A 13,369-nucleotide genomic window follows, 5' to 3' on the forward strand; every position below is an offset into this window, starting at 1 on the left:
CTGATTAGCTTCGCAGCCTTATTGCATCTGCTTTGAACTAAGTGTTCACGCCATAACGACAAAGTATCAGTTCAGTCACGCCTTTTGCAATTTGCAACTTACGCGCTTCAGTAAGTGGGTCTTCTAACTTAAACAATTGAGGCCAGAAACACTGTCCTTTTACAAGGCTATCCAACTCTTCAACCACCTGCTCAATGTCATCAAAATCCATACGGTTGTCTTTTTTTGCGGCTTTTAACCACCTATGCATGGCTTTTTCTTGGGCTTGAAGTTGAGCAACTTCGTCTTTTAAACGATTAGGTTCGTAAAAAAAATGGCCAATAGCTACACGAGCCAACTCTAAGTGCTCATCACCGCTCATAAAGTTGATGTCGGCCATAATAAGATCGGTAAGTTGGTCAGCCAACAACGCCTTAGGATTGTAAGGCGCACCTATATCAACAAGGGCCGATTGCCACTGCTCTTTAATGAGATTCATAACCAGCTCTTCTTTCGCTGAGAAATGGTTGTACACTGTTCTTTTAGACACGTTTGCTAGCTCAGCCAATTTATCCATGCTGGTTCCATTTACGCCAAACTCCTGAAATGCGTGCTTTGCCGCTTGAATAATGGCATCTCGCTTAACATCACTTCGGGTACGTGTAGTGCTAGTCATAATTTTGCTGTCTAAAAATATTATGTAGCCATTTTACACTGCACAGTTTACTTTTCAATGGATGATCTTTAAAATGCACCGCACAGTTTACTTTAATTATAGTGAATATAGTCGTCTATACTGTGTTCACCACAAATACGGATCGATAATTTCCTATGCCCATTTCGCGAATTCGTCACCTTGTTGCGTTTACTGCCTTGTCTGTTCTTACCCTTGCTGGCTGTACATCAGAGGATGACATACAAAATAAAACGGTAGCCCCCCGCTATGTGAAACTTGCCGAGGTGAGCACGGTTCCTGCATTTGATGAATTTACCTTTCCGGCAGTCGTTTCTGCGGTAAAAACGGTGGATCTTAGCTTTGAAGTATCAGGTAGATTAGTTCAAACCGACTTAACGACAGGTAACGATATTGAAGAAGGCAAGCTGTTAGCCACGATTGACAGACAACCTTTCGAACGCCGTGTTGACGAACAACGCACCCGCTTGGAACAGTCTAAACGCGAATTGGACCGTATTGAAAAGATGTATGCGCAAAAACTGGTTGCGCAAAGTACCCTTGATACTGCAAAAACCACCTACGAATTAGCTGAAATAGAACTAAAAACGGCAAAGCAGGATTTAAGTTATACCCAATTATATGCACCTTTCGATGCCAAGGTTTCTCAGCGTCTTGTTGAAAATAATAGCTTTGTAGCCGCCGGAACGCCTATTGCTCGATTACAAGATGTCTCTAAAATTTACTTCAATATTAACGTGCCTGAAAGGCTACTCACCGCGAACCTTAATCGTGGAATAGAGCAAGCTAGTGCATCGTTAACGACAGAAGAAACACAGTGGTATCCAGTTAATTATGTAGAGCACAACACTCAGCCCGACCCTGTATCGCAAACTTACGAAGTCGTCTTTGCTATGGAGCCACGTGCAGATTTACCTCTTACGCCAGGCGCTCGCGCTGTTGTGAAAGTGAGCTTACAGGGTTCACCATTTCCTGACGGTGTTGTTGTCCCAGTACAGTCGTTAGTGGGTGACAAAGCCTCAGGTTTTGGGGTTTGGGTATATAACGAAAGCAGTAAATTAGTGAACAAAGTTAGCGTTACTGTTGAACACATTCACGAGGATTTCGCAGTACTAAGTGGTTCATTAGCGCTGGGTGAAAAGGTGGTTGCAGCAGGCGCAACTAAAATGCGAGCAGACATGAAGGTTCTTCCTTACGAGGGAGAAAAGTAAGTTATGGATATCGCTCGTTATTCAATTGATAAACCCGTAAATGTATGGCTAATGGTGGTGATACTGCTGTTGGGCGGTATTATTGCAATGACCAATATTGGTCGTTTAGAAGACCCAGAATTCACGATTAAACAGGTGAAGGTTTACACCAGCTACTCTGGCGCTGGCGCAGAGAAAGTGGAACGGGAAATTACCGAACCATTAGAAATTGCTATCCAGCAAATGCCGCAACTAAAAGAACTCACATCAATCTCTTCGCCAGCCTTATCTGAAATTACTGTCGAAGTTAAAAGCAACTATGACAGTACTGAACTTCCACAAATTTGGGATGAACTTAGGAAACGTTTACGAGACGCCGCTACATCCTTGCCGACAGGTGCACAAGACCCTGTAGTTTTTGATGACTTTGGTGACGTTTACGGCCTTTACTACGCTTTGAGCGCCCCCGACTTTACCACCAGTGAATTACGGGAATTTGCGCGCTTAATTCGCAGAGACTTATTAACCACAGATGGGGTAGCAAAAGTCACGGTAAGTGGTGTGCAAACCGAACAGATAGTTGCCTACGTGAATCCTTATCAGCTTGCCGGATTAGGTATTTCCTTTCCTGATTTAACCTCGCTGTTTGAAGATAACTTGCGCCCTTTTAATGGTGGAAGAGTGTTGGTAGATGAAAAGAATGTACGATTAATCGTAGAGCGGGCACCAGATAAAATTAAAGAAATATCTAACCTTTCGTTAGTTATTCCAGGTACCAATCGCTCTATTCGCGTTTCCGATGTCGCCACGCTTAAATTAGAGCCTGCAGATATCCAGTCACAACTTATTCGTTATAATGGCGAAGAAGCATTAACCGTATCGGTTTCAGCACTTTCTAACGTGAACATTGTTGATGTTGGCAACCGGGTAAATGCCAAAGTGGATCACCTACTTAATACCCTTCCTGTGGGGATTACCCTTACCCCCATTTACGACCAAGCCTCGGTGGTTGATGAGTCGGTCGATGGCTTTATTTCAAACCTTGTGATGTCGGTAGTCGTCGTTACTCTGACGTTGTGCCTATTCATGGGTTGGCGCTCTGGCGTAGTGGTAGGCGCAGTACTGTTAGTTACCGTACTTGGCACTATTCTTATCATGTGGCTTATGGATATTCAGCTTCAACGCATATCCCTTGGCGCTATGGTTATCGCCATGGGAATGTTAGTAGATAACGCGATTGTAGTGGCCGAAGGCATGATGCTGCGAATGGCTACCGGCGCGTCGGCCAAAGATGCGGCAAGCTTTATTGTGAAGCGAACACAATGGCCTTTATTAGGTGCAACAGTAATAGGTATCGCGGCCTTCTCGGGAATTGGGTTATCTGATGATGCTACCGGTGAATTTTTATATTCCTTATTTGCTGTTGTATTAGTTTCTTTAATGATGAGCTGGGTACTAGCCGTTACCTTAGTGCCAGTGCTTGGCGAATTAGTGTTTCGTAAAGGCGTGAAGCAAACCGATGGCGATGAACCTACTGTGTTGCAGCGCTGGTTCACCAAAACCCTCACCGGGGCATTAAAATTACGATGGGTGACCATTGCCGTACTGGTGGTCATTACCGTGGTGGCCTACGGCAGTTTCGGTATGGTAAAACAAGGCTTTTTCCCGCCCTCAAATGCACCGCTTTTCTTTGTGCATTATTGGGGCCCACAAGATCGTGATATTCGCGCTACCGAAAAAATCATTAAAGAAGCTGAGCAACGTATTTTAGCGCAAGAAAATGTAACGGCTGTCACCACCATTATTGGTCAAGGAGCAGATCGTTTCACGCTTACATACGCGCCCAAAAGTGCCAATGAAAACTATGGATTTTTCATGGTACGGGTTAATGAGTTAGAGAATATTCCTGCCGTTCAAGAAAAGCTTTCCGGCTTGCTCGATAATATTGACCTTGATGCTAACTTCTACCAAGAGCGTATGCAGTTTGGTCCAGGTTCTGGCGCTAAGCTTGAAGCACGCTTCTCAGGCCCTGATGCAGAAGTGTTACGTACCCTCGCCGAAGAAGCGAAAGGCTTGATGTTCGCTGATGGCAATATTAAAGATATTCGCCACAATTGGCGTGAAAAAGGCGTGGCTATTAATACCCAGTACGATAATTACAATGCCGGTATTGCGGGCTTGTCTCACTCAGACTTCAGTCAAACGGTGCAGTATGCTAGTAGCGGGTTGCGTTTAGGCAGTGTGCAAGACGGTGATTATGCTTACAGTATTGTGGCAAAAATGGGGCATCCCGATGACACCGCCATTCAATCAGTCCGAGAGAGCCAAGTATGGTCTTCTCAGCAACGTCAGTACGTGCCTTTTACCCAGGTATCGAGCGGTTTAGATATAGTGACAGAAGAGCTACGTATTCATCGTAGAGATAGATTGCGTACCATCACCGTAGAGGCTGAGCCAGGCGACAATGAAACTGCCGCGAAAGCATTTGCCCGTATTCGCCCTCAAATTGAAGCGATGGACATTCCTGCCGGGTATGCCCTTGAATGGGGTGGTGAGTTTGAAAGCTCTAGCGATGCACAAGCGGCGCTTGGTGCAGGTTTACCTGTGGGTTTCTTAGTGATGTTCATTATTTCTGTACTGCTATTTGGACACGCTCGTCAGCCGCTGATCATTTGGTTAGTGGTGCCTATGGCGATAGTTGGTGTAGTGACAGGGCTTCTGTCTACCAATATGCCATTTGGCTTTATGTCACTTCTTGGGTTCTTGAGTTTATTTGGTATGTTGATTAAAAATGCCATCGTACTTATTGAAGAGATAGATTTACAAATTGAAGAAGGGCTAGAAATTAAAAAGGCAATAGTAGAAGCAACGCTAAGCCGTTTGCGTCCTGTAACGTTGGCTGCATTAACCACTATTTTAGGTATGGCGCCACTGTTATTCGATGCCTTCTTTGCAGATATGGCAGTGACGATTATGGGCGGACTAACCTTTGCCACCATTCTAACGCTTATTGCAGTGCCTGTTCTCTATAGCATTTTGTTCAAAGTAAGCTATCGAAAAGCCAGTTAGTTTGTTTACTGTAAACTAGGAAAGAATCAAAAAAGGTGCGTTTATACGCACCTTTTTTATTGATGTTAGCATCGCTGATTATATGGTTTTCACAACTTCTACCAATAGCCTCTAACCTTTCTTAGCATTCACCCTCGCTTCCATAAATCGCATAACATCTCGCCAAGAGACAATGCCAACCGGGCATCGTTTCTCATCAATGATGGGGATACAGGAAATCTTATTTTCATTGAACAGGGAAATGGCGCTAACAATTGAATCGTTTGGAGAAAGAGTAAACACGTTTCGCGTCATAATCTGATGCGCTTTTTTTTCCAGTGTTGCTCTATCGCGAAAGCGTTCATTAACCGTATTGGCAAAAGGGCTAGTCGCTTTTAAGACGTCGCGGTCTGAAATGATGCCTTGAAGTTGATTCTGATGCACTACCACCAAATGATGAAACCCGGTTTCGGCGAACAAAGTCTGTATCAACTCTAAACTATCATCCATGTGTACACTGACTACACGAGTAGACATGATATGGGACAAACTCATGGTATTCCTTTTACTCTTATTTTTACGTTAGGCCTAACCATTCCTATAGTGCTCAATAAGGGCGCAGCGTGCAATGTTGCTGCCCCCACTTTTTGATTTAAAGACTCACACAAATTTTACCAAAGTGTTTACCCGACGCCTCAAAAGCAAACGCATCCGGTAGCCTTTCTAGAGCAAATGTTGTATCAACCACAGGTTTGAAGTTCATACATTCCAAGGCACTTACAAAGTCCCATTGCTCTTTATTGCTACCCACAATAATCCCAGTTAACCTAATTTGTTTGCGCATAAGAGTAGCTGTTGGAATATCACCTTTAATACCGGTTAACACCCCAATAAGTACAATACTTCCCCCTACTCTACATGCATGAATAGATTGTCCTAGTGTGGCAGGGCCACCCACCTCTACCACATGATCAACCCCTGTTCCGCCCGTCCATTTGGCAACGGTTTTGCCCCACTTTTCATCTGTTTTATAGTTAACCGTAAAATCTGCTCCTAGGGCTTTTGCTTTCTCTAACTTTTCATCAGAGCTTGAGGTAATAGCCACTTTCGCTCCCATTGCTTTGGCTATTTGAAGCGCATAGATAGAAACACCGCCGGTGCCTAAAAACAGAACCGTGTCACCTGCTTTTAAGCCGCCTTCTACGACTAATGCTCGCCAAGCTGTTAATCCTGCTGTAGTGATAGTAGCCGCTTCTTCATGAGACCACCCGCTCGGTGCTTTAGTAAACCACTGCTGCGGTTTTACCACGACTTCTCTGGCATAACCGTCAATACCGTCGCCAGGTGTGCGACTAAAATCACCTACCGTAGGTGCGCCACTTAACCAGTCAGGGAAAAAGGTAGAAACCACATGGTCTCCTGGGGCAAATTGTGTAACGCCTTCCCCAACTTCTACCACTACGCCAGCGCCGTCAGACATAGGAATACGATCGCCCTCTGTGGGAATAGCGCCCGTCGCTACACTGTAATCATGATAATTTAGAGAGCTAGCATGGATCCTTACTTTAATTTCATCGTTGCCGACGACGGTTGGCTCTGCTTCGTCTGCGCAGTAAAGTGATGCTAATCCTTCACTGTTGTCTTTCAAACGCATTACTTTCATAAAATTTCCTTCCTGATTAGCAAGTGAAGATAGTTTAGGGGATGTTTACAATTGCGAGTACAAAATACCAATAGCGCTAAAAAACTCGCAACGCAACATGCGAACATAAGTAAATATGCTCTATGGTTTAATACAGAGATAAGGATATTGACGATTAATTAAAGGCGAGAGAAAAAATAAAAGCCCCTTGGCGAGCATAACGGCTATCACCAAGGGTAAAAGTGCGCAAAGGGTAGCGCTTAGGGAAAGTAAACAGTACAAATCTAAAAGTTAGCAAAAGTTGTTATTTCAAGAACGTATTCAAGAGCTTGTTCAAGAACGTATTCAACAGCTTGTGCTCGGAAATTTAAGAGGCTACATCGATAACGATTTTGCCCATGGCTTTGCCGCTTGCTAAGCGCGCATGTGCATCACTTACTTGATCAAGGGTATACACCTCGCTATCCAGGATTGGGGTTAATGCACCTGCATCAACAATGTCGGTTATAGCGCGTAATATAGCGCCATGACTTTCACGCTTGTAGTCGTGGATCATAGGGATCAGCATGAATACCACATGTAAGCTCAAACCTCTGAAGTGCACAGGGCTCAAATCAGTTTCAATCAATGAAACAGTAGTCGCCACTTGACCGCATAGTTTTGCTGCTTCAAAAGAGTTCTGTAAATTGCCGCCACCCACAGAATCATAAATCACATCGAAACCTGCGCCATCGGTGTGCTTAGCAACATAATCAGCCACTTTTTCTGAGCGATAATCAATATAAGTAGCACCCAGCTTCTCAATAAGCGCGGCTTGCTCATCTGAGCCACCTGTAGCAAAAACGGTTGCACCAAAGTGACGGGCCATTTGGATAGCAAGGTGACCTACACCGCCAGCGCCGCCATGGACCAACACCGTTTGACCTTTTGCAGTTTGTGCGCGGGTTAATCCTTCATAAGCGGTGATCCCCACTAAAGGTAGCGCTGCCGCTGCACGCATAGATAGAGATTTAGGTTTTGGCGCAATCAAACGCACATCCGCTAGAATGAGCTCAGTTAATGTACCTTGCAAGTCAGCTAATCCACCCGCGCAACCGTAAACTTCATCACCTACATTAAAGTCTTCTACGCCTTCGCCTACAGATTCGATTGTTCCGGCGAAATCCATCCCTAAAACACCGCCTGGAAGTTTAGGGGAAAATGGTAGGTCTTGACCTATTTCACGGATCATGGTGTCTACAGTGTTTACGCTAGTTGCTGCAATACGCACAATGACGTGGCCCGCTTTAAGTCGTGGGGCATCTATTTCAGCCGCAGTAAATACTTCAGGTCCGCCAAATTCGTTAATAACCATTGCTTTCATGTGAGTTAGCCTCGTTGCGTTAAGTTCGAGACTAATAATAGACACTAGCCAGGCATATGATAATTAGGTTATAAACACATACAGTTTATAGATTTTATTGATAATCCATTATGAACATCGATCACCTTAAGCTTTTTGTACGTATCGCCAATACCAATAACATCAGTGTTGCTGGGCGTGAACTGAATGTTTCACCGGCCGTGGCTAGCGCTCACATTAATAAATTGGAAGAAAATTTGGGTGTGCGGCTTATTCACCGAACCACGCGAAAAGTGTCGTTAACCGATGAAGGAAAACTATTCTTACCTCATGCGGAAGAGGTGCTATCGAGTATTGAGATCGCTCAAGCCGCCGTTGGGGTTGGCTCACAAACGCCACAGGGCACATTGCGAGTAACCGCTCCAGCCTCTTTTGGTCGCCTACACTTAGTACCCGCTATGGAAGAATTCTTAGCCTCTTACCCTCAGCTAAATGTCGACTTTCGATTCAGCGACAGTATTTTAGATCTGATAGAAGGCGGGTTTGATGTAGCAATTCGTGACGCGGTGCTAAAAGACTCTAATCTGCATGCTAGGAAACTGGCCGATGACAAGCGAATTATTGTAGCGTCACCAGACTATATTAAGAAATATGGTGCGCCGAAAACCCCACAAGACATACCTCAACATGCTGCTGTAAATCTTATGGGTTTGGAAACATGGGAATTCGACACACCGCAGGGCGTAGTATCGATAAAACCTAAAACGCGAATTCGTATGGATAATGGTGAAGCAGTACGCGACGCTGCTATTGGTGGCAACGGCTTAACCCTCACGGCCACCTGGTGTAGCTACCCATATCTTGAAAGTGGTCAATTGGTTCAAGTCTTAAAAGATTACCCCCTAACCGCTGAGTGTGCACTGTGGGCTGTATATCCAAGCAACCGTTTATTAGCGCCCAAAGTGCGCGCCTTTATCGACTTTTTAAAAGAGCGGTATAGTGGTGAACCCTACTGGGATAAAGTGTTAAGAGAAGCGGGTCTTTAAAAAAAGCATAGAAAAGTCATAAAAAAACCACAGCAAGTAAACTGTGGTTTTTTGTCTATTCGAAGCCGTTAGTCTTAAATTTTACTAACTAAATACTTTTGCCTAACATACGTCGTAACGTGCCGTCTTTGTCCATAATGTGGTGTTTTAACGCACCGGCAACGTGAAGTACAACAGCACCAATCAATACATAGCCTAAATAATGATGCACAGTGCCGCCGAGTTTTGAAAGCTCGTAGTTTATTGGCAACGTTTTTTCAGGGTCTTCTACACTGAAATTTTGTGCGAATACCTCTAATCCAAACACAGATAAACCGTGGCCACCCAGTACCGAAGTCATAAGCCCTGATATTGGCATTAGCAGCGTGCTAAGAATAAGTACCCAATGAATCACTTTAGCTACGCCGTGTACTAACGCAGAGTAATCCCCTGCCGCTGTAGGCCAACCATTTTTCATTCGCCATGCCACCCTAGCTAATGCTAGGAATAGCACAATAAAGCCAAAAGATTTATGCCACGAAAATACCCAATAGGCATTTTGCTCTACCATATAGACACCTGAAGCCAGCATGCCAATTATGATTAAGCCAACAGTCCAGTGTAAAAATAGTGTGGTAGGTGAAAACTTTTGATGTGTATCGTACTGCATATTTTCCTCGGGCAACGCGACGGTTATTAACGCGATAGTTATTAATGTGCATCACTATAAAAGACATAGTGAAATTGCGCTCTTATATATTTCATATAGCCTTGCTACTTTTTACCGCAAATGCAATTGCGTTTTGCGCAACTTGCAAAGTAAAGCTCACGAGCCTTTTAGCTATTCTAAATTAAAATTCAACTTAGCACGGGAAAATTTGCTTGGGTATAGGGGGAAACGCCTATAAAGCGCCCCCCTCAGGTTGAAGACTAGGGCCAATTCCTTTTCGATTACAGTAAATATGCTAAAGGGGAAATGGCCAAAAAACGCCCTTACCCCCTAGCCCAAAAACGTATGTCGCGAAGCTGTTTGATAAACGCATCTGGCTTGATAGATTCGATATCCAAATAACCATCGTCCATTGCATCACCCAAACCTGCAGCTTTAATCAATGGCATGGCGTTCGCCGTGTAACCTACAAACTTCTGGTGAGCATGCGCATCTGAAACAAAATCTTTTGCTTCAGGTTTCATCGATAAAGATGTTGCGCCATCTTCTGAAAGTAATAATAGTACCGCGTCATAAAGCACTGATGGTCCACCATCAATCTTTTGATGCGCCGCAATATGTTTTCCTTCGCTGCATGTTACACCACCTACTTTAGGCGCCACTAACTCAAACATAGCCCCTTCAGCCATTAGGGAGTCGATAACATTTGAAAGCATATCGGCATCAATTCCATCAGACACAAGAATGCCTAATTTACGGCCTTTAAAAGTGCTAGGAGCATTTTTTAAGATACTAAGAGCGTCAGATACCGGTAAATCTTCTCTTGTAGGCATCGCTGCTTCAGCGGGTTCAGGCATTTCTAAAAAACCCAACTCTTGTGCAACGCTTTCGGCTAATGTTTTATCTACATTTAGCAAATGAGACACTACCCGCTCGCGAATAGCTAACCGTTCAACTTTTGACAGTTCGAACGCAAATGCATCACGCATATGTTTTTGCTCTGTTTCAGTTTGACTAATATAAAACTGACGTGCTTGGCTGTAATGGTCTGCAAAGGTTTCTGAGCGGTAGCGTGTTTTACTGCCTTCCATAGGCTCTGCATGTGATTGATAACCCGTCTCTGGGCACGCACGAGGGTTATTTTCATCGGCATCCCACGAATTTGGTTCGTAATTAGCGCGCCCTTTCGGGTTTTGCATTGCCATATGGCCGTCTTGTTGAAAATGGCGCATTGGGCATTTGGGTGCATTAATAGGAAGCTGCGTAAAGTTCGTGCTACCTAGCCGCTTTAACTGCGTATCTAAGTAGGAAAAGTTTCTGCCTTGCAACAAAGGATCATTGGTAAAGTCGATACCTGGCACTATGTTTTGGGTACAAAACGCCACTTGTTCCGTCTCTGCAAAAAAGTTATCAACCTCTTTATTAAGTACCATTTTGCCTACTATTTTCACAGGCACCTGTTCTTCAGGGATCAGTTTAGTCGCATCCAAAACATCGAATTCAAAACTGTCGGCAAAATCTTGGTCGAACACCTGAACGCCTAATTCCCACTCTGGGAAGTCACCTGCTTGTAAGGCATTCCACATATCTCGGCGGTGAAAATCAGGATCTGCGCCATTAATTTTAAGTGCTTCATTCCATACGACCGATTGTAAACCTTGCTTTGGCTTCCAATGGAATTTAACGTATTTCATCTCACCTTCTGCATTTATAAACTTGAAGGTATGCACACCGAAACCTTCCATAAATCGGAAAGACCGAGGTATTGCACGATCTGACATAGCCCACATCAACATATGTGTAGATTCTGGCGATAGACTGGTAAAGTCCCAAAAGTTGTCATGGGCAGTTTGCGCTTGAGGAAAGCCGCGATCAGGCTCTTGTTTTGCCGAATGAATAAGATCTGGGAACTTAATAGCATCTTGAATAAAAAATACAGGGATATTGTTTCCCACCAAATCCCAGTTACCCTGCTGAGTATAAAACTTCACGGCAAAGCCGCGCACATCTCGCGCTAAGTCAGGTGAACCTTTATTGCCCGCTACAGTAGAAAAGCGTGTGAATACAGGCGTTTTTTCGCCTTTACGCTGGAAAATATCTGCTGATGTAATATCTGATAATGATTCGTAAGTTTCAAAATAGCCGTGAGCGCCAAAGCCTCTAGCATGTACCACACGTTCAGGAATACGCTCGTGGTCGAAGTGAAAAATCTTTTCTCTAAGTACGTGATCTTCTAAAACAGTAGGCCCTCGTTGGCCAGCTTTAAGAGAATTTTGATCGTCGTGAATGGGGCAACCTTGCGCTGTTGTCATAGCTGGGTGTCCATTACCCGCGGTTTGATGTAACTCGCCGCCTTTCCCTTTTTGTCCTTGGTATTTAAACGATTCAGCCATTTCAGTTCCTTATAGAGATAACCTAATTGATTACGTTGTAATAACGGTCTAGGGTGAAACATTCATGTTTCAGAACTGAACGAAGCAAGGAGAATTCCATGTTAAATTATTAAATAAAATTAATGACTTAAGTTGAAACCGATTTATAGGCATTAGAGGAATTACAAGAAGAAGGAATATTTTACATACTCGCAAGGCAAGCAATGATAAGGATTAAAAATAGTACAAAGGCAAGATTGAAAAAATGAAATAGTGCCGAATAGGCAAAACACACCAGAGGACCTGATGTGTTCTACATGAAGATGCTAATGTTTGGAAATTATTAACTTAGGTGACAGGCAACAATAGATTCAATTGCATTAACCAATTGCTCTCTATTTGCTGAGTTTTCACCAAATGGATGTGCAGGCGCAAACTGATTGTTGTCGTTGTCAAAATATTCACCTTTTACGTTTGCAAACCTATCACTAAGAGCTGCTTCCACAAATATCTTCGCACCTATTGCTAAATCACCTCCGGCTACACCATAAGCTTCTTTCACCATTTTACTGCCTAACAAAGATTTAGGATTAACAGACACGAACAATGGCCCTGTTGCTGCGTATTTTTCGGCAAAAAAGCGTGTCCACATGGTTATAGCAAGCTTGCTTTGTGCGTATGCCATGCCGTCACTCATAGAAGGGCCTTGGCTTAGCAGATCAAAGTTAACGGGGGCTTGAGCCGCAGATGACACGTTAACTACACGGCCATCACTTGGCATAAGTGGCAACAAACGTTTAGTAATGATGAACGGCGCTATCGTATTTACCATGAAGCGTACGTCTAGTCCTGCGCTTGTCTCAATGTCGGGAGAATGAAACACACCCGCATTATTAATGATAACGTCAATGGCTGAAAAAGCGCCTGCCACATCAGTTGCAAATTTATCAACTGCTTGAAAGTCGCTTAAATCTGCCACGAACCCTGTCACCTTTATTGCAGGGTAATCGGCACCTAACATTTGCTCTACACGCTTTAACTTATCAGCACTTCTTCCGTGAATGATCAAATTGTGCCCTTCGTGAGCTAACAATTTTACGGTTTCAAGACCAATGCCGTCGGTCGCGCCTGTTACTAATATAGTTTTCATCCGTTTATTTCCTTTTTAATTTCGTAAAGTAGAGCGCGTTTGACTCGGTACTCATTTAGACTGCTAAAGCCTGAAAAACTGTTGAATCAAGACTACCTTTCTCTAACATGAATGATAATTATGCATTTTAAGAATTAGTTTCAACAAAAGATTGATAATGCCCCCGCCAAATGTGATTCACTTATATCTATAACGTAATATTTCTAAAAACCCGCTAGCCAGCGTTTTAAATTGTTTATAGACTGCAGGCATAATAA

Annotated in this window: 10 protein-coding genes; 3 read left to right on the forward strand and 7 right to left on the reverse strand. The window is 43.7% G+C overall.

The features are described from left to right. Positions 1 to 37: 37 nt before the first annotated feature. The gene (locus tag C7Y69_RS20135; RefSeq protein WP_126873963.1) at positions 38 to 655 is read right to left on the reverse strand and encodes a TetR/AcrR family transcriptional regulator; all 618 of its coding nucleotides are present in this window, start codon (positions 653 to 655) and stop codon (positions 38 to 40) included. A gap of 155 nt (positions 656 to 810) precedes the next feature. Here C7Y69_RS20135 and C7Y69_RS20140 point away from each other — a divergent pair, with 155 nt between their 5' ends. Both C7Y69_RS20140 and C7Y69_RS20145 read left to right on the forward strand, forming a co-directional pair. Further along, positions 811 to 1,884, forward strand: coding sequence for an efflux RND transporter periplasmic adaptor subunit (locus C7Y69_RS20140; RefSeq protein WP_013784835.1), 1,074 nt, complete (start codon positions 811 to 813; stop codon positions 1,882 to 1,884). A gap of 3 nt (positions 1,885 to 1,887) precedes the next feature. Continuing rightward, positions 1,888 to 4,932, forward strand: a complete 3,045-nt coding sequence (locus C7Y69_RS20145) for an efflux RND transporter permease subunit (protein WP_126873964.1) — start codon at positions 1,888 to 1,890, stop codon at positions 4,930 to 4,932. A gap of 111 nt (positions 4,933 to 5,043) precedes the next feature. On the opposite strand, the gene C7Y69_RS20150 is transcribed toward C7Y69_RS20145, so the two are convergent. From C7Y69_RS20150 to C7Y69_RS20160, 3 genes are all read right to left on the reverse strand, one after another. Next, on the reverse strand, positions 5,044 to 5,466 hold the full coding sequence (locus C7Y69_RS20150; RefSeq protein ID WP_126873965.1) for a CBS domain-containing protein: 423 nt from the start codon (positions 5,464 to 5,466) through the stop codon (positions 5,044 to 5,046). Positions 5,467 to 5,563: 97 nt separating this feature from the next. After that, positions 5,564 to 6,574, reverse strand: coding sequence for a zinc-dependent alcohol dehydrogenase family protein (locus C7Y69_RS20155; protein WP_126873966.1), 1,011 nt, complete (start codon positions 6,572 to 6,574; stop codon positions 5,564 to 5,566). 346 nt (positions 6,575 to 6,920) lie between these two features. Next, a complete protein-coding gene (locus C7Y69_RS20160) occupies positions 6,921 to 7,916 on the reverse strand; it encodes a zinc-dependent alcohol dehydrogenase family protein (protein WP_126873967.1) in 996 nt (331 codons plus the stop codon). A 110-nt stretch (positions 7,917 to 8,026) separates the two neighbouring features. On the opposite strand from C7Y69_RS20160, the gene C7Y69_RS20165 reads away from it, so the two are divergent. After that, the gene (locus C7Y69_RS20165) at positions 8,027 to 8,941 is read left to right on the forward strand and encodes a LysR family transcriptional regulator (protein WP_126873968.1); all 915 of its coding nucleotides are present in this window, start codon (positions 8,027 to 8,029) and stop codon (positions 8,939 to 8,941) included. Between the two features lie 88 nt (positions 8,942 to 9,029). Here the strand turns inward: C7Y69_RS20165 and C7Y69_RS20170 are convergent, their stop codons facing one another. From C7Y69_RS20170 to C7Y69_RS20180, 3 genes are all read right to left on the reverse strand, one after another. Continuing rightward, a complete protein-coding gene (locus C7Y69_RS20170; protein ID WP_013784841.1) occupies positions 9,030 to 9,590 on the reverse strand; it encodes a cytochrome b in 561 nt (186 codons plus the stop codon). A 323-nt stretch (positions 9,591 to 9,913) separates the two neighbouring features. Further along, a complete protein-coding gene (locus C7Y69_RS20175) occupies positions 9,914 to 11,983 on the reverse strand; it encodes a catalase (protein WP_126873969.1) in 2,070 nt (689 codons plus the stop codon). A 322-nt stretch (positions 11,984 to 12,305) separates the two neighbouring features. Beyond that, positions 12,306 to 13,112 (reverse strand): SDR family NAD(P)-dependent oxidoreductase, encoded by an 807-nt coding sequence (locus C7Y69_RS20180; protein ID WP_126873970.1) that lies wholly within the window; start codon positions 13,110 to 13,112, stop codon positions 12,306 to 12,308. Between the last annotated feature and the right edge of the window lie 257 nt (positions 13,113 to 13,369).

Source organism: Alteromonas sp. KS69, assembly GCF_003989595.1.
In the GTDB taxonomy this organism is placed as follows: domain Bacteria; phylum Pseudomonadota; class Gammaproteobacteria; order Enterobacterales; family Alteromonadaceae; genus Alteromonas; species Alteromonas naphthalenivorans.

Excerpts from the sequence above, each read along its gene's own strand:
- C7Y69_RS20135 (WP_126873963.1), bottom strand. The coding sequence starts at position 655 with ATGACTAGCACTACACGTACCCGAAGTGATGTTAAGCGAGATGCCATT.
- C7Y69_RS20140 (WP_013784835.1), top strand. The coding sequence starts at position 811 with ATGCCCATTTCGCGAATTCGTCACCTTGTTGCGTTTACTGCCTTGTCT.
- C7Y69_RS20145 (WP_126873964.1), top strand. The coding sequence starts at position 1,888 with ATGGATATCGCTCGTTATTCAATTGATAAACCCGTAAATGTATGGCTA.
- C7Y69_RS20150 (WP_126873965.1), bottom strand. The coding sequence starts at position 5,466 with ATGAGTTTGTCCCATATCATGTCTACTCGTGTAGTCAGTGTACACATG.
- C7Y69_RS20155 (WP_126873966.1), bottom strand. The coding sequence starts at position 6,574 with ATGAAAGTAATGCGTTTGAAAGACAACAGTGAAGGATTAGCATCACTT.
- C7Y69_RS20160 (WP_126873967.1), bottom strand. The coding sequence starts at position 7,916 with ATGAAAGCAATGGTTATTAACGAATTTGGCGGACCTGAAGTATTTACT.
- C7Y69_RS20165 (WP_126873968.1), top strand. The coding sequence starts at position 8,027 with ATGAACATCGATCACCTTAAGCTTTTTGTACGTATCGCCAATACCAAT.
- C7Y69_RS20170 (WP_013784841.1), bottom strand. The coding sequence starts at position 9,590 with ATGCAGTACGATACACATCAAAAGTTTTCACCTACCACACTATTTTTA.
- C7Y69_RS20175 (WP_126873969.1), bottom strand. The coding sequence starts at position 11,983 with ATGGCTGAATCGTTTAAATACCAAGGACAAAAAGGGAAAGGCGGCGAG.
- C7Y69_RS20180 (WP_126873970.1), bottom strand. The coding sequence starts at position 13,112 with ATGAAAACTATATTAGTAACAGGCGCGACCGACGGCATTGGTCTTGAA.